We start from the raw sequence: 16,384 nt of genomic DNA on the forward strand, positions 1-16,384 counted from the left end.
GAAACTAACAAGTATAATGTTACTATTGATAATGTCATTAATACTGTCTACAACTGCATTTGCTGCCGAATCTGCCAATAACAACAATATAGATAGTGTTTATAAAAATGTATATGATGAATGTAAAAACGTTCAAAACAAAAAAATATCTGATGATTATGGAGCCTATTCATATCTATTAAATAATTTAAAAAAGGTTAATATATCAGATTCAAATATTGGATTGTCTTCAGATATTTATAACAACTTAGAAATAAATGAAATAGCATTGTAAAAGAGTTTGTTAATCATCTAAATACATTAATCAAGGAAGATGCCATTCTTGTTAATAGTAGTTTGAAAATTTCGGCAAAAAAAGCCCCAGTAGCTGAATCAAGAGTAATTCTTGATTCACAAATATTTGAAATTATGCCAGAAGCAAGAACTCATGCCAAGCAGCTAAAAAATGTATATGATAATGCTGTGTTTGGAACTGCGCACCTAGTAGCAGGTAAATATTTTGCTGACAGGGTTAAGTCAGGAGGTGTATGGGATTATAAAAATTATTTAGGGCTTAAAACCAGATATTATGAATCAGAATTACGTGCAACAATGACAGGAGAGACAATCGGTAATTTTCATTATGGATATGTTGGCAGCGTGTGTTTCGGACCCACAACTTTAAAAAGTGCTGCCGGATTTATACAAATTCTTTCTGGCACAACTGATCTTAGTTATTGGGATAGTTATTTTGATGATCCCCGTGATCAAAAAGATATTCAATGGGGAATTGATAAATATCAAGCTGAACATTGAGCTTGATAGTTTAATACAGTATATTAATACCTAATTTATTTTATTTAAAAATTTTAATTCCACTCCTTTTTAAAATAATTATAGAATAGAGCCAAAATATCTATATAATGATATAAAGTGCCTTGATTTGGTCTATAAAAACCATTTTCCAGGCACTTTATTTATAACTGACAATATCCGTTATTTATATCTACTCTGCTTACATAGGATGAGCCTCTTCCATCTGAGTCATAGCCCTAATAAATGCATCATAATCCTGTTTCTTCACCAGTTCCTGAATCTGCCTCTGACTTAACAGAAAAGAGGCAGTCAGCTGGTAAAAGTGCTGCAGTTCTGCGCTGGTATGGTCCTTATCCGCAATGCATACCAGGAAAACAGCCCGGATTTTCTGATCTCCCCACTCCACCGGTTCATCAAGAATTCCCACGCAGACAAAGGTCTCACTGCTCATGGCTTTATAAGCATGAGGCATTGCCACCTGATTGCCGAAGGCTGTTTTTGCCAGCCTCTCCCGCCGCAGCACCGATTCATAAAATTCCTGGGGCAGATTCTTCTTTTCAATGACAAACTGACACATAAAGCGAAGCACCTCACATTTGGTGCGGAACTTTAAATGTGGGAGAAACAGCTCCCGTTCATAATAATTGCAAACAGAAAACGATTTCTGGGCACAAAGTACTTTCTTAACATTAACAATGTCCTCGTCACCGAGAAAATATTCCACTTCCAGAATCGGCAGCGGAACAGAAACCGTGATGGGAACTGTGGTAAAGATATAGTCATATCTGGAAAAATCCATCTTATATAAGCTTCCAACGTCACAGGCAATGATCTCATCGATATAATCATGAAAGGAATTCTTATATTTATACTGCAAAAGCTGGGCACTTCCCCTCCCGGAAGAACAGACCAGAATAATATTTTTCTTCTTAATTTCCGTTTTCTTCCGTTCCAGGGCCAGTGCAAAGGCGAAAGCAAAGTAAGCCACCTCATCCTCAGACAAGGAGACCTTAAAATGTTCATTGAGCACCGTGACCGCATTACACGCCATAGTATAGGACAGGCAGAATTTCTCCTTCACATCACGCAGCATGGGATTTTTCATATCCATATCAAACCGGATCCGGACACTTAACGGCACCAGATGCTGGCTTAAGATCATTCTCAGTTCTAAATCACTGCGAAAATCGAATTTAAACAGATCATATACCCGTTCCAGCATGGCAGTTACCAGATCACTGATCTCCTGGGTAATAATCACATTTTCCCCTATACTCTCTTCCTGCAAAAACATCTTTTTCCCGGCAAGATGAATGGCGATGTAGACGATTTCATTTTCAGGAAAACTGATATGAAACCGCTCTTCCAGCTTTGCTGCTATGGTCTTTGCTATGTGATATTCATACCGCTCTTCCGGATTATCAAGAAGCCCCTCCGGCATGGGGACATAGTGGCATTCCATAATCCTGCTGATGGCGATATAAAGATGGACTACCAGATTCTGATACGCCGCTCCTGTAACCATAAAATCATTTTCCTTTAAAACCATGGATACGATGGCAGCAATCTCGTCCATGCTTTCATTTCCCTTGTGAAGCCGCTTACCGGAAAATGACGCAATGCAGAGTCTGGTATCAAATTCTTTTCCTTCCAGGCGGATTCCATAATTGGGCTTGCGTACAATCCGGATATTGAATTTTTTTAAAAACTGCTCCACTTCCTTAAGATCTTCCGTCAGTGTCCGTTTGGAAATATACAGGCTTTCGCTTAATTCCTCCAGCTTTACATAGGACCCGCTGTTGATTAAGTACTCCAGCAAATACTGGATCCGCTCCTCCGAAGTAGAAGGCAGGTATTCCTCCGAACCGTGGGCATAATTCTTGCGGCAGTAAGCCTCATATTTTTCATTGTCCTGAATATTTAGAAAATAACCCACTCCGTATTTTGACAGAATACCAGCGCCATGGGGCTCTATCTCCTGATTGATTTCCTTCAAAAGATTACGGACCGTTTTTGTCCCCGCATGGATCTGTTCTGCAAGCATTTCTGCTGTATAGTAATCTCTGTCTGATAAAATATCCAAGATCTGCTTCATTCGCCTGTCCATTCTTCTTCACTCCTGTCAATCACTGCCGGTGTTGTTCTCATTTTACTAGCAAATTATGTTTTGTTACTTTTTTATCATTAATTCATAATTATTTATTTTTTTTTATGCACATTTACATAGTAACATAAATCTTCTGTTAACTGAATGAATCTTTTTTCCATTTTCAAAGTGGTAATATCTTCTTTTTTTTTGCAGTCACATACAACATTGAACAAACAAATGAAATAATTGGTGCTGTATGCATATAATGAAATAGAAACTTTTTGACAGGGGAGTATTTATGAACGGAGAAAACGAAGACGCGAGAGGAATGATTACAGTAAGCGGAAGCATTATGGAGGTACAGAATGCCCTTGTGGAAGATATGTTTACCTCCAACAGCAGGACGGGATATCTCCTTATCTCTTATGCAGATCCAGGTGAGAATGATATGTTAAATATTGGTTGGGATACTCTCCTGATTGACCAATTCGGAGAAGTAATCAGCTTATGCAGCATTACAAAAGGAACTTATGTCAATGCGACATTTTCCAGTGTGATGACAAGAAGCATTCCACCCCAGTCAAACGCCTACCGGATAATTGCCATGGTGGACACCACCTCATACCGCATAACCACTGACCGGATTGTCTGGGTTGATACAGATAACCATTTTATCTATACCGGCAACCCCAACGACGAAAGCGAGCAGATACGCTTTGTTATTTCAAGTGCTACTCAAATCATGGATGAGGACGGTAAGCCACTGACTGACGTTGATTTAAAACCCGGAAAAATGATCCGCATTAAGCATGCCAGTTTTCAGACTGCCAGCATCCCTCCACAAACAACAGCATTTGAAATTGAACTGTTATCCAGTTAAAAAAACTGCCGGCAATTTTTGATTTCGTTTCAACACATGGAACGAAGAAATTACCGGCAGATCTCATTTAATATGATATTTATTCTACATCAAATCCCCTGCCTATGATATTGTTGCTTATGCTTGCACAGATAAAGCTGTCATCATGAAAGGCCTTAACAAAGTCTTTGATTGCAATTAACTCCTGCTGATTTACCACTGCCTGAATCAGCATCTTCTTTTTTACATTGGAGGTATCCATTCCCTGAATAAAGGTGGCACCCCTGTTTAAATCGTTGCGGATAAACTGTGTGATCTCTAAATACTGATCTGACATAATATTAACATTATAATATTTCTCAAATCCAATGATCAGCTTATCAGTTACCACACTCTGCACAAACGTACAGATCAGGGAATAGATGATCATCGTCATATTTCCATAAATAATAGAAGAGAAAATAACTACCGTATTAATAATTAAATAGTAGGACCCGATTGATAATCCCTTTTTTTCTTTCAGATACAATGCCACTATGGATTCCGGTCCGTTTGCAACCCTCTGCTTCATAATAATACCGCCGGCAATTCCGCCCACAACGCCGCCGCTGATGGCTGCCGCGATAGGATCTGTGTGAAGCTGGGGCAGAATCCGGTTCACAATGCCCACGTAAAAGGTAAACATAAAGTAGCTGAATGCGGCATAAAAAATCTGTTTTTTGCTATAGCTGAAAAATGCCCAGATGAAAATAGGCAATGCCATAATAATTAAAAGCAGCTGTACATCTGCACCGGTCAGACGGTTAAATACTGTAGCCAGTCCCCCAAGTCCGGTTGCGACTAAATTGTTGGCGTTCAAAATCTGGCAATATGCACATGCAGAGATAAACTGGCCTATTGCTATCCAAAATAGCTTTTTCTTCATTGTTGCTCTCCTCATTCCAGTAGGTGATTTCATAGTTTTTGCGGTTTGTTTTAATGCCATTTCACCGACACCTATTATATAGATTTCAATCCTGTTAAGCAACAACATTAATTTGTTAATTTTTTGACTATTTTCTCTATTTTAGCCTTTGTACTAACCAATTTTCCGAATATATCTGACAAACGAGTATCAATGTATCAAAACATCGGAACGCTATGGTGATATAAGTCCAGAAAATCAATTCTGCCAGGAAAAAGTTTGTTAAATCTCTACAAAGTCTCCTCTTTTTTCTACCACGTTGTAACCAATCGAAGAAACCCGGTTTCTTAAACAGACATTACATTCCGCTGCCTCTTCTCCGGTACAGATTTTGTTGTCATAAAGCTCATATTTCTTTCTCACACCGATGGGAGATAAGTTGGGCATTAAAACATTGGAACCGGATAAAATCCCTTTCTCTCTGCCCTTGGGATCTATGGTTCCCAGCGCAGTTGTAGCCGGAATTAAGGCATTGGGGAGCATGAGCCTGAGCATTCCTATCAGAAACAGGGTTAAATCCATGCTTCCGGCAGGAAAATCCTTAAACGGTGTGTCCTTATGGGGAATAAAGGGTCCGATTCCCACCATCTGCGGAGACAGTTCTTTAATAAACTGCAGATCCTCTGCCAGACATTCAGGGGTCTGGTAAGGAGAACCCACCATAAAGCCGGTTCCCACCTGATAACCGATCTTTTTTAAATTTCTTAAGCATTCTTTTCTGTTTTCCAGGGAAAGAGAATCCGGGTGAAGCTTTTTATAATGCTCTTCGTTAGCGGTCTCATGGCGCAGAAGGAAACGGTTTGCACCAGCCTCATAATATGCCAGATACTGCTCATAGCTTTTTTCTCCGATGGAAAGAGTAATGGCACAATCCGGATATCCTTCTCTGATGTCTTTTATAATATCTGTCATAATTTCATCAGTAAATGCCGGATCTTCTCCGCCCTGCAGCACAAAGGTCCGAAAGCCAAGCTCATAACCATTCTGACAGCAGGAAAGGATCTCCTCTTTGCTCAGTCGGTAACGGCTGGCATTTAAATTGCTTCGTCTGATCCCGCAGTAATAACAGTCATTTCTACAGTAATTGGTAAACTCAATCAATCCTCTGATATAAACTTCCTTTTGAAAATGTTCCTGGCTGGTTGACTGAGCCAGGGAAAAAAGATACTCGCTGGTATCCTTATCAAAATTTTTTATTAAATAAATGAATTCTTCCTTTTCCAGGTTATGATTCTTATATAATTTATCGATCAGTTCTCTCATATGCCTGTGCTCCTTCTCCTGAAACGGCTACGCATATCCGTGCCTCATGTGATTATTTTAACATGTTTCCCCTTAACTGCATAAATGAATTTTCTGGCAGTTTCTCGTAAATTCATAGTATAATGGTATGTTTATACTATCATTTTCCTGAGCTCAGGGGAAGTGGGTTTTATCTTCTTGACTAAAAACCATATATGCGCTACAATTATACCATAAATGGGGGATTTTTTTGTTGGTTTTCACAATGATCTTTTCCATTTTGACTCCTATCACTCTCAAACTAATACGTAAGGAGACCAGATATGAACTATTTTAATGAGGAAGACAGTGCTTACGCCGTTTTTGGTGACAGAGACAGGGAAGTAATTGCACTGCTTGCCAACCGCTTCATCGGAGAAAATCCACAGGCGCCTTATCAGTACCGGCTGGATTTTACCTCCGGCATTTTATGTGACACAAAGGGCTGGTATTTATTTGACTTCGAACGCCGCTTTCCACAGGCGCAAATCGGAGATATCTGCTATGGGGCAGGTGACCTTTACAGCCACGAACAGACACCTTCCCGCTTTGAGGTCCGCTGTCAGGGGCCTGTTGTATGTTATGTAAACGGAGAAGAGGTATTCCGCTCTCTGCCCGGAGACGAAAGTTTTAAAACCTCTGCGTATTTCTCCATCACCCTTTTAGCCGGGCTCAACCACTTCGTTCTGTTTACGGAAAAGACGGAGATTGGCTTTGGATTTGCTCTTCGGAATGCAAAACCGCAATGGGAACCGCCTCATTTTCTTTCACCCGTACCCGGACGGAACGGACAGGCCGGCTTTGTTTACAGCGAACCGGTGAAGTGGGATTCTGATCGTCTGAAGTCCATTCTTTCCGGCTGCTATGACGGTATGACCTGGTTTCCATGTGTGAAGTATGATAAAGCGCAGTCCTGCTGCCCCATTACCCGGATCTTTGGCTCCTCCAGTGAGGGAACTGCCGTTTTAAAAAGCGGATTTTTCCTTGATGAAGCAAAAACCATCCACGTTACAGGCCGCAGCAATACAAAGGTCAGACTCTTTATTGACGGAAATTTAAGCGGGGAATGGCAGAATGGAACCTGGGAGTCAGGCATTATGCTTCAGGGCGGAACACACAGCCTCCTGGTCCTGTGCCTGAAGCAGGCGGGTGAAGAGTCTGGATTTGATTTCCGGTTAGAGGCTGATGGCAAGGCTGTTTCCTTATCTGCAGGCGTAAAAGGTTATGAAGGACAGTGGCTTTATACCGGCATGTTTGGGGATGACATCCCGCCTGTCTCCGATCTTTTGTCTATGGAAAAGGTTTACCCGGGCAAAAACGGTACGTGCTTCTGGAAGACAGATCTGCCGGATTCGTTTGTGAGAATATTCTCAGAAGAGGAATTGTACGGAAAATGGACTTATCCCTGCGGAGTTACCTTATATGGTCTGTTAACTGCCAGCCGGTATTTCAACCGGGCTGACTGGCAGGAATACGTTCTGGAATATGCCCGTATGACAGCTGCTGCCTATGATTATTCCTTATACGACAAATCCATTTTCGGCTATCCTGGAGTTAATACCCAGCTTTGCTGGTTAAGTGAACTGGACGACTGCGGCTCTTTTGGCTCCTTCCTGCTGGAAGCATACAAATACCGCCCATCAAGTGAAGCAGAAAGACTTGCTGATGTGATAGCTGATTTCATGAGAAACCGTCAGAGAAGAGAAAAAGACATGGTATTTTCCAGAAACAACAATACCATGTGGATCGATGATATGTATATGAGCATACCGTTTCTATGCCGGTACTATAAGCTCAGTGAAGACCGTGCATATTTAGATGATGCGTGCCGCCAGGCGAAGCTTTTTAAACAGTACTTTTTTATGACGGATAAGAAACTGATGTCCCATATTATTGATTTAACTTATGGAAAGATGAACCGGATTCCCTGGAGCAGAGGAAACGGCTGGGTGGTTCTCGCCCTCTCTGAACTTCTTCTTATCCTGCCAAAGGAACATCCGGATTACGATGCTGTTACTTCCTTTTTCCTTGAGATGACAGAAGGCATATTACAGGTACAGGATGAAACAGGAATGTGGCATCAGATACTTGATGATTCCACCACCTATGAAGAGGCTTCTTCTACCTCCATGTTCATCTGCGCCTTTTCCCGGGGAATCAGGCTGGGTATCGTTAAAAAAGATCTTCGCATACGGTGTATGGCTTCCATAACCAGAGCCTGGACAGGTATGAAAAAAACAGTGATTAACCGGAAGGGCGACCTATACGGCGTATGCCGCGGGTCTGACTGTTCTTACAGCAGATCCTATTACCGTCAGCTTGGCTGGCGCTTTAACGATCCTCATGGAATCGGTATTGCAGTGCTGGCGGGTGTGGAAAAACTTATGCTGGATGAATTCCTGCAAAATCCTGCTTCCTGTTAATCAGACGGGCGTTCCTTATGGAGCGCCTTTTTTCATATATTGTCTTTCCCTATTAAATATTAATAAACAGCATCAACACCTTCACTATATCCTGGATACTTCTGTTCCTTTTTTCACCTTCTAACATGTAAATAATGAACAAATGGATTAAACATTATAATAAAAAAGATATCTTCAACTGCTATTATGCCGCCGAGGATATCTTTTTTATTTTCATATGCATTTCATAAACCAAATTCATTTGCTGCTTCTTCCCAGTACTTATCAGGAAGCATGGACCAGGTACCGCTTCCCCCGTCGTCCTGCCATTTTTTAAGTGCAGCAGTCAGGCAGCGGTCTGATTGATCAATTCCGGTAATGAGGGTTTTCTCCACCAGCTTCGTCCAGATTCTGGCCTTTTCGTTTAAGTGGCTATCATATAGTTCTTTTATCGCCAGTGATTTATCGTAATCTATATGAATCAGCTCAGCCTCCCACGCTCCATTATCTCCACGAAGAATGCAATACTGCGCATCTCCGTCATAATCCCATGGAACCCCCACAGATCCCGCATTGACATGCGTTTTACCTTTGTGTCGAAAGATCCCCTGCTTATGAGTATGTCCGCATATGATAAGGTCTGCATCCAAATTATCAAGTACTTCCTTTGCTTTTTCACTTCCCAAATGGAATACACCCTTTGTATTCTCCAAAGTTCCATGGCAATAATAAAAATCAGGATAACCCTCAATCTGCATTTTTCCGGATATCTCCATACTTTCAAAAAACTTCAGATCCTCTTTTGTAAGATGTTCATAAGTATATAATAGACCTCCAGTGGCAGAAGATGGGGTAGTCCAGCCATCTTCTGCCCCCTTTTGATGATTTAATAAATAATCCTCCCGGTTCCCCCTTATGAAGTGACAGAGATACCGGTCTCTTATCTGATACAAAAGCTCCATTGTTTTCTCAGGATATGCGCAGTCACTGACATAGTCTCCCAGAAACAGGAACTGATTCACTCCTCTTTTTACCGCCTCATCATAGCATGCACGAAACCCATGATAATTACTGTGAATATCGGAAAATACCCCTATTTTCATCTGACTCCCCCGATTCTCACCCCAGCAATACCCTGGCTTTCTCCATTCGATCAACAACCAAAACCCCAAATGGACACCGTGTTTCACATGCTCTGCAGGCGATACAGTCGGAGGCATTGGATGAAAGATTTTCATAATGGGCGCGTACTGTAGCAGGTACTTCTTCCTGCATAACAGCCAGATCATACAGTTTGTTAACCATGGCGATATCGATGTGGGCAGGACAGGGAGCGCAGTGGCCGCAATAAGTACACTGACCGGAATATGCATGATGGGGTGCACTGGCAAGTACACTGGCATAATCTTTTTCCTGTTCTGCAGCGGTCTCATAAGCAAGAGCCTCTTCCACCTCTTTTGGAGTACTTAATCCAACCATTACTGAAGCGACTGCGGGGCGGGTCAGCGCATAGTGAATGCACTGCACCGGAGTAAGGGCCACTCCAAACGGAGAATTTTCCTCAGAAAACAGCCTCCCTCCGCCATATCCCTTCATTACAGTAATACCAACGCCTTCCCTTTCACAAAGCTGATAAAGTTCAGCCCGCTCCGGAGCGATACCATTTAAATCTTCCTGATAGTCCTTTTGGAACAATTCATTCATATCCTCTGTTGCAGGAAGCAGATCAAATGCGGGGTTTAAGCTGAAAAGAATCATCTCAATCTCACCGCTTAAAGCAGCCAGTTTTGCAACAGCTGGATTGTGGGTGCTCAGCCCGATATGGCGGATGACTCCATCCGCTTTCAACTTCCTCACATAATCGATAAACTCTCCATTCATGATCCTGTAAAACTCGGCGGATTCATCTACAAAATGGATCATTCCAAGATCCATGTAATCAGTCTGGAAACGAGCCAGTAAATCTGCAAATGCTTCCTTTACCTTTTCCATATCCCGGGTTCTTACATACTGCCCGTTCTGCCATGTGGCGCCTAAATGGCCCTGTATGATCCATTGATCTCTGCAGCCCTTAATTGCCTCTCCCAGATTGGTTCTCACATTTGGCTCTGACATCCAGCAGTCTAAAATATTGACTCCCTGTTCCCAGCAAAGCCTGACCACTTCCTTCACTTCTTCTAAACTCCGTCGTTCCAGCCATTCGGCCCCCAGGCCAATCTCACTGACCATTAACCCTGTTTTCCCCAGTTTCCGATACCTCATCTTACCCCTCCAAGTATTGTTGCACATACCCAATAGTTATTTGAAGTATAGCATATCTACCAGGTTTTATCCAGATCACCGGAATAGAATCGAAGCTTGATCATTCCTTCCCCTGTACCGTTACCGGTATCCAAAGTTCACAAAACAGTCCAGGACTACTTTTCTCAAAATAAATTTCAAAATCCGTCTCTTCCGTATGTTTATAACCGGATTGGGGAAGAAATTCTTTAAAAAACCTGCTCCACATTTCATTGATGCAGTTTCCATCCTCTCCATAGCAGGAAAAAACAGCATACGTTGCAGGTCCTGTTTCCCAGATGCGGAATCCCTGATTAATTAAATCCTGTACTTTATCAATTGCTGTTTCTTCATCGATGACAACCCCAATACCATAATCAAAGGTATCCTCATCTTCTATGGTTGGACTGCACAACCCGTATAAGTCCCTTTTCCCCTCTGGCTTCAAAGTATAAAGTGCATCAAAGACCTTATCCTTCATGCACTGCGTCCAGAAATCAGGGATCTCCTGATTTCCATTGTCGTTTATTATCTCATTTTTAAATGCCTTGACTTTTGCTGCATATCTCTTATTTCCTGTTTCCACAATCCTGTAATCCATCGCTTTCCCGCCTTCCAATGTGATTTTGATAACCAGTGCATTGAATAATGAAAGCCGGGTTCCCCTTAACTTTGCGGCTTTGGGGGTTACACCGTGAAATCTGGAGAATGCCTTTGTAAAGCTTTCCGGAGTTTCATAACCGTATTTATAGGCTGCATCGATCACCTTCATATCAGTCATCTGAAGTTCCTGCCCCGCCAGAGACAGCCTTCGGTTCCTTATGTATTCACTGGCTGTCATTCCAGCCATAAGACTAAAGGTTCTGTGAAAATTATAGCTGGACATATGAACCGCTCTTGCAGCATCCTCATAACTGATCTTCTCAAGAAGATGATCCTCCATATAATCTATGGCCGTTTGTAAAAGTTTTACCCATTCCATTATTCGTCTCCCCTTTCACAAACTATTATAAAATTCTAATGTAATTCTGTCCTGTCACCGGTTGCCGCATTTTGTCCGGCAGAATATCAGGAAGCTTTACAGGCAGATTCTGTCCCGCCCTCTCTCCTTTGCTTCATAAAGCTTTTGATCTGCCCGTATCAGTGCCTCTGAAACTGTCCCAGATCCAATATGGTATTCCGTCATCCCTGCTGAAAACGTGACTTTACAGCTTTGAATTCCTTTGCTGTTTTTCGCTCTTAAAGTCTCTACCCGTTTATAGGCTTCTCCTAAGCCGGTCTCTGCCAGAAATACAGCAAACTCTTCCCCGCCGTAACGGCAGGAAATATGGTCCGGAAAGGTATGCTGAATTAATATACCGAAATCACTTAAAACCCGGTCTCCCTCAAAGTGTCCGAAGGTATCATTAATCACTTTAAAATGATCAAGGTCAATGATCACGAACACCCCGTCTGATCCAAACCGTTCCACCTGCTCCATAAAATATCTGCGGTTATAAAGTCCTGTCAGAGAATCTATGGTAGCCAGAATCTCCAGTTGTTTTTTCGCATTTTCTGATTCTGTGATATCATTTGCCACGTAAATACGGACTCTGTGGGTTTTCATTGTAATTGCCTTAAAGCTGTATATCCTGCCGCAAATATCATGAACCGGATTTACCGAATCCAGATTATGATCCTTTAGTTCTTCAATGAGCTCAAAAGACTGTCCGATTTTCATTTTTGAAAGAGATGGGAAAAATTCTTTGGATACATTGTTAAATCCGACCAGCATACCGTTGCTGTCAATTACAAGAACTGCTTCATTGATGCTTTGGAATATCATCTCATAAGTGATGGGATTAAGAACCAGCATGTCATATCTGAAAAGACCTATAGTAATGGAAATGCTCATGATAAAATAAGAAAATGGAGTCATATCCAGATAAACAGGTCCCATACCCAGCAGATAAAGCATCATTGTGATTACAGGTGCAGTCACACCCATCAGAAGAAACAACACTTTATTCCTGTAGCTGCCACTGGTCCTTTTCAGTTTTATCATCAGTACCGTTATGCTGTAGAAAATGGAAAAGCAGAGAAAGAACACCTGAATCTGATACCAGATTCCCTTTTGAAGAGCCAAAATAGGAAATCCAGGTGAATAATCCACGGCAATGGAAGAGTAATATAGGAAATGATGGTTATTGGTATATACAAGAATTAACGTGATGACATTAACCATCAGGACAAGGGACACCACAAATCTGTTTGCAAAGCTTTTTTCTTCTGTATACTCCCTGGAAAACATCATAATTAAAAACGGATAAAATGATACTCCAATATATTCAACCTTAATCCAGATATACATGATATCTGCTGAATCAGACAGCAGCTCAAATGCATACCCTACGGAATGGAAAATCATAGCCGTCATTAAAAGGCAAAAATAATAAACACCCGGAGTTCTTCTTCTGGCCAGGCCATAAATAACAAAATTACCGATCAGTGCAGAAGAAATGATCAGCAATACGCTCAGTAAAACATTATTCATATGTAAAACTCCTCTCCCGCTTGTTATTTTAGAGAATCAGCAGGCAAATGTCAATGATCTCCAGACAGGAATTAAGGAAAAGGAAAATGTCAAAAACAAGCTGCTCATTGAAAGCAGAATGCTTTTGACATTCTTTTTTACTCTTCTACCATATATAAGGGATTAGCCTATAGGTACGCTTCTCATATTCAGTAAATTCTTTTCCAAAATGCTTCCTTAATGCCTCTTCTTCAACAAAGATTCTGGCAGTATAACTTACTATGGAAAAAATAATTACAATCGCCAGTGCAATCACTCCCCTAAGTCCAAGCGCTGTGCCTATCAGACTGCATATGCTGCCTGTATATGCCGGATTTCTGACTTTTCCATAGATCCCGGTTGTAATAAGATGCTGCTCTTTCGATGTCTGCACAGATAATGTAAACGATCTCTTTAAAGTGAGCACCGCCCATAATCGAATCATAATCCCCGCCAGCATAAGTCCGACTCCGGGATAGATAACCACCACCGGCAATTTTGTATTTAGAATATAATCCCAGCCATTATGACCAACCATAAAAAAGCTTAAATAAATACAGACATAAAAGTTAATCATCAGCATCCATTTGGTACCTTTGTCCCGTTTATTAATTTTTTCCCCACCTCTGTCTTTCGAATGTGTATAAAAAACTATAAACACTTCTGCTGCTATCATAAGCAGCAAAGCCAAATGAAACATATAAAATGATGTTGAATCAGGAAATTTCGAAGTATCAAACATTTTTATCTCTCCACGCTTCCAATAATCGATTTATTTCTTCTGCATTGCTTTTTTCCATATAGTAAAAATAAAGATGATTTGCAGCCATAACCCAAAAATATACAGCAGAGCATAATACAATAGAAATTGTATTGATACCAATCCATTTAAATCTCACTGCAAAGAACATGGTAATGGGATACAGAAACACTGTTTCAGTCAGAAAATGACCGAGATATGTCTTATAATCAAACCTGCCTATCAATTCATCCAAAATACAGGTAAGAGTTAAATACCCCGCTACTTCAAAGGAGAACACAATAAAAAAGTTCTGCCTTTCCTCTGTAACTAAATTAATGATTCCTGCCATCAGTATAATAACGGTAAAGCACATTGAAATTGCAGGAATATATGTTTTTAATACCTTTTGCGCCATACTATCTCCTTATCTTTTCTTTTAAGTCTGTTATGTATTTTCTTGAAACAAGAAGATGCTCACCATTCATGAGTTCCACCATGATCCGGTGATTCGGATAGGGTTTTACACTATTGATGGCAGTAATATTCAGTAATTGAGATTTGGAAATTCGGACAATGGTTGTTCCCTCCAGTACTGATTCTATTTCCTGAATGGTCTTTTTTGTCTCATACATATTCCTGTCTGAATAGATAAATGTTTTCCTGTCTATTGTTTCAATGTAACAGACTTGTTCCAATGGGATCTGATAAAGCTTATCTTCCTTAAATCCTTCCAACATGAAGTCATATTGTCTGATGTGCTGAATCAGCTTTGTAATTCTTTCTGTCATGTTTGGATATTTTATTTCTATCTCTGTTTCCTGTAACTCTTTTTTATGCTGCAGCATTAACTTCAAAGAAACACCTCCTGACACCATAAATATAAAACTTTTCTTTTGTTCACTCAAGTAAATATGCCTTAAATACCCCTGATTGCGTTTATAATGCCAGTTTCACGTTTGTTGAAATGCTTTTATTACCTCTGACAGCCGTTCCACATTCTCGCTTGTGATCCCTGAGAGGCACAGCCGGTAGCACCTTCTGTTACTGTTCTCAATTAAATAATCTGATAGAAAGCAATCATCTGCATTCTTTATTATGATCCCCTGCTCTATTAAGTTTCTTTCCAATAAAGAACAGTTATTCTTCCTATTATCAACCACCCATATAAAAATTCCATTATCTGGAATGTGCCAGTCCATATCCTTAGACTTCAGAGAATTATAAATTGCCGATGCTTTTTTCATTTTCTCAGAATAAATCTTCCTGACTTTACGAATATGTTTTTCATACATACCGGATTCAATAAAAAGCTCCAGCGCATATTGAAATGTTTTAGACGTGTTTAAATCTGTAAGACGCTTCCTTTCTGTTGCTTCATCAACCATAAATTTGGGGAATACACCAGCTCCAATCCGCAGTCCCGGCATAAAAGTCTTAGAAAAGCTCCGGATATATATTACTTTTTCCTTGTCTCCATAGTAGTGAACTGGCATGGCATTCTTACTGGAACCTAAATCTGCCAGATAATCATCTTCAATTAATAAAATAGAATACTCATTAAAAAGATCTGCAACTTTTCTCTTATCCTTTTCGTTCAAACTGTATCCAGTTGGATTGTGATGTCTGGGAATGAAATAAAAAGCTCGTATATCTTCCTCTTTCAGCAGCTTTTCCAGTTTTTTAAAGTCATACCCTGTACTAGTGCGTTCAATTCCGATCATGGGAATTCCCATCATCTGTGCCTGCTTTATTGCCAGGCTGTAAGTCGGTATTTCTACCAGGAGCTTACCCTTCCGGTCCGGAAAGATACACTGAAGGGCAAGACCAATCGCCTGCTGGGCTCCGTTCGTCACCAGAATCTGTTCCGGGCCGGTATAAATTCCGCCAGTCATCAGATATTTGCCAAGAACATTTCTTAAGCTTATAAGTCCCTTTGGTTCCTCATAATCATAAGCTTTCGTTTTATATAACTCTGTGGATTTATTCATGACATGAGTAAACTCCCGGTAGGGCAGAAGCCTTTTATCCGGTGTTACTGCCGTGAAATCCACGATGGTCTTCCCCTGCTCTGACTCCAGATTAAAATCTGCCAGATAAAATCCACCTCTTTGAATAGAATAAACCTTATGTTCCTCCTCAAGTTCCCTGTAAGCGCGGTTTACCGTGATTTTATTAATTGCCAGCGCCGCCGCAGTTTCTCTGCAGCTTGGAAGCCTGCTTCCGCTTTTTAATTTTCCTTCTCCAATCAGATCCTCAATATATTTTTTTACCTCTTCTGATTTTTTCATCTGCCCAGCTTTCCACTGTAGTAGTACAGTTATCTTTATCTATTATTGTACTGTTCTTTTCTCTATTATAAACTATTCACATATTAATCATCCACCTGAAAGGAGACTTCATTATAAAAAATAAGAGGGATAA

At 40.7% G+C, this 16,384-nt stretch carries 15 protein-coding genes; 4 read left to right on the plus strand and 11 right to left on the minus strand.

Annotated features, from left to right (window positions below; translation table 11 throughout):
- On the plus strand, nt 1-274 hold a 274-nt coding region (locus DS742_RS29095), incomplete at its 5' end, for a hypothetical protein (protein WP_170313602.1).
- A gap of 62 nt (nt 275-336) precedes the next feature.
- Nucleotides 337-795 carry a polymorphic toxin type 44 domain-containing protein gene (locus tag DS742_RS26450; protein ID WP_117419906.1) on the plus strand — a complete coding sequence of 153 codons (459 nt, stop codon included), beginning with the start codon at nt 337-339 and terminating at the stop codon, nt 793-795.
- 199 nt (nt 796-994) lie between these two features.
- Here DS742_RS26450 and DS742_RS26455 read toward each other — a convergent pair whose 3' ends face one another.
- The gene (locus tag DS742_RS26455) at nt 995-2,902 is read right to left on the minus strand and encodes a BglG family transcription antiterminator (RefSeq protein ID WP_117419907.1); all 1,908 of its coding nucleotides are present in this window, start codon (nt 2,900-2,902) and stop codon (nt 995-997) included.
- 280 nt (nt 2,903-3,182) lie between these two features.
- Between DS742_RS26455 and DS742_RS26460 the strand changes: the two genes are divergently transcribed.
- Nucleotides 3,183-3,764, plus strand: a complete 582-nt coding sequence (locus DS742_RS26460) for a hypothetical protein (RefSeq protein WP_242996855.1) — start codon at nt 3,183-3,185, stop codon at nt 3,762-3,764.
- A 79-nt stretch (nt 3,765-3,843) separates the two neighbouring features.
- On the opposite strand, the gene DS742_RS26465 is transcribed toward DS742_RS26460, so the two are convergent.
- Together DS742_RS26465 and hydE are read right to left on the minus strand one after the other, a co-directional pair.
- Entirely contained in the window at nt 3,844-4,668 is an 825-nt protein-coding gene (locus tag DS742_RS26465; protein WP_170313603.1) for a YitT family protein, read from the minus strand.
- 261 nt (nt 4,669-4,929) lie between these two features.
- Nucleotides 4,930-5,970, minus strand: coding sequence for a [FeFe] hydrogenase H-cluster radical SAM maturase HydE (gene hydE, locus DS742_RS26470; RefSeq protein ID WP_117419909.1), 1,041 nt, complete (start codon nt 5,968-5,970; stop codon nt 4,930-4,932).
- Nucleotides 5,971-6,272: 302 nt separating this feature from the next.
- On the opposite strand from hydE, the gene DS742_RS26475 reads away from it, so the two are divergent.
- On the plus strand, nt 6,273-8,411 hold the full coding sequence (locus tag DS742_RS26475; protein WP_117419910.1) for a glycoside hydrolase family 88/105 protein: 2,139 nt from the start codon (nt 6,273-6,275) through the stop codon (nt 8,409-8,411).
- A gap of 224 nt (nt 8,412-8,635) precedes the next feature.
- Here the strand turns inward: DS742_RS26475 and DS742_RS26480 are convergent, their stop codons facing one another.
- The 8 genes from DS742_RS26480 to DS742_RS26520 form a co-directional block, all read right to left on the minus strand.
- Nucleotides 8,636-9,493, minus strand: a complete 858-nt coding sequence (locus DS742_RS26480; protein ID WP_170313604.1) for a metallophosphoesterase family protein — start codon at nt 9,491-9,493, stop codon at nt 8,636-8,638.
- Between the two features lie 16 nt (nt 9,494-9,509).
- Nucleotides 9,510-10,652, minus strand: a complete 1,143-nt coding sequence (locus DS742_RS26485; protein ID WP_117419912.1) for an aldo/keto reductase — start codon at nt 10,650-10,652, stop codon at nt 9,510-9,512.
- Between the two features lie 100 nt (nt 10,653-10,752).
- On the minus strand, nt 10,753-11,652 hold the full coding sequence (locus DS742_RS26490) for an AraC family transcriptional regulator (RefSeq protein ID WP_117419913.1): 900 nt from the start codon (nt 11,650-11,652) through the stop codon (nt 10,753-10,755).
- Nucleotides 11,653-11,748: 96 nt separating this feature from the next.
- Nucleotides 11,749-13,203: a histidine kinase N-terminal 7TM domain-containing diguanylate cyclase gene (locus tag DS742_RS26495; RefSeq protein ID WP_117419914.1), complete on the minus strand. Its 1,455-nt coding sequence runs from the start codon at nt 13,201-13,203 to the stop codon at nt 11,749-11,751.
- Nucleotides 13,204-13,348: 145 nt separating this feature from the next.
- On the minus strand, nt 13,349-13,963 hold the full coding sequence (locus DS742_RS26505) for a methyltransferase family protein (protein ID WP_117419916.1): 615 nt from the start codon (nt 13,961-13,963) through the stop codon (nt 13,349-13,351).
- Nucleotides 13,956-14,378: a hypothetical protein gene (locus DS742_RS26510; protein WP_117419917.1), complete on the minus strand. Its 423-nt coding sequence runs from the start codon at nt 14,376-14,378 to the stop codon at nt 13,956-13,958. The genes DS742_RS26505 and DS742_RS26510 overlap by 8 nt, the downstream gene beginning before the upstream one ends.
- A 1-nt stretch (nt 14,379) precedes the next feature.
- Nucleotides 14,380-14,808, minus strand: coding sequence for a LytTR family DNA-binding domain-containing protein (locus tag DS742_RS26515; RefSeq protein WP_242996862.1), 429 nt, complete (start codon nt 14,806-14,808; stop codon nt 14,380-14,382).
- Nucleotides 14,809-14,913: 105 nt separating this feature from the next.
- Nucleotides 14,914-16,251, minus strand: coding sequence for an aminotransferase-like domain-containing protein (locus DS742_RS26520; RefSeq protein WP_117419919.1), 1,338 nt, complete (start codon nt 16,249-16,251; stop codon nt 14,914-14,916).
- Nucleotides 16,252-16,384: the final 133 nt, after the last annotated feature.

The organism is Lacrimispora amygdalina (genome assembly GCF_003432035.1).
In the GTDB taxonomy this organism is placed as follows: domain Bacteria; phylum Bacillota; class Clostridia; order Lachnospirales; family Lachnospiraceae; genus Lacrimispora; species Lacrimispora amygdalina.

Bases quoted from the DNA above. Each gene is read 5' to 3' on its own strand.
- DS742_RS26485 (WP_117419912.1), bottom strand. From the start codon at position 10,652: ATGAGGTATCGGAAACTGGGGAAAACAGGGTTAATGGTCAGTGAGATT.
- DS742_RS26520 (WP_117419919.1), bottom strand. From the start codon at position 16,251: ATGAAAAAATCAGAAGAGGTAAAAAAATATATTGAGGATCTGATTGGA.
- DS742_RS26515 (WP_242996862.1), bottom strand. From the start codon at position 14,808: ATGCTGCAGCATAAAAAAGAGTTACAGGAAACAGAGATAGAAATAAAA.
- DS742_RS26505 (WP_117419916.1), bottom strand. From the start codon at position 13,963: ATGTTTGATACTTCGAAATTTCCTGATTCAACATCATTTTATATGTTT.
- DS742_RS26475 (WP_117419910.1), top strand. From the start codon at position 6,273: ATGAACTATTTTAATGAGGAAGACAGTGCTTACGCCGTTTTTGGTGAC.
- DS742_RS26460 (WP_242996855.1), top strand. From the start codon at position 3,183: ATGAACGGAGAAAACGAAGACGCGAGAGGAATGATTACAGTAAGCGGA.
- DS742_RS26465 (WP_170313603.1), bottom strand. From the start codon at position 4,668: ATGAAGAAAAAGCTATTTTGGATAGCAATAGGCCAGTTTATCTCTGCA.
- DS742_RS26495 (WP_117419914.1), bottom strand. From the start codon at position 13,203: ATGAATAATGTTTTACTGAGCGTATTGCTGATCATTTCTTCTGCACTG.
- DS742_RS26455 (WP_117419907.1), bottom strand. From the start codon at position 2,902: ATGGACAGGCGAATGAAGCAGATCTTGGATATTTTATCAGACAGAGAT.
- DS742_RS26480 (WP_170313604.1), bottom strand. From the start codon at position 9,493: ATGAAAATAGGGGTATTTTCCGATATTCACAGTAATTATCATGGGTTT.
- hydE (WP_117419909.1), bottom strand. From the start codon at position 5,970: ATGAGAGAACTGATCGATAAATTATATAAGAATCATAACCTGGAAAAG.
- DS742_RS26490 (WP_117419913.1), bottom strand. From the start codon at position 11,652: ATGGAATGGGTAAAACTTTTACAAACGGCCATAGATTATATGGAGGAT.
- DS742_RS26510 (WP_117419917.1), bottom strand. From the start codon at position 14,378: ATGGCGCAAAAGGTATTAAAAACATATATTCCTGCAATTTCAATGTGC.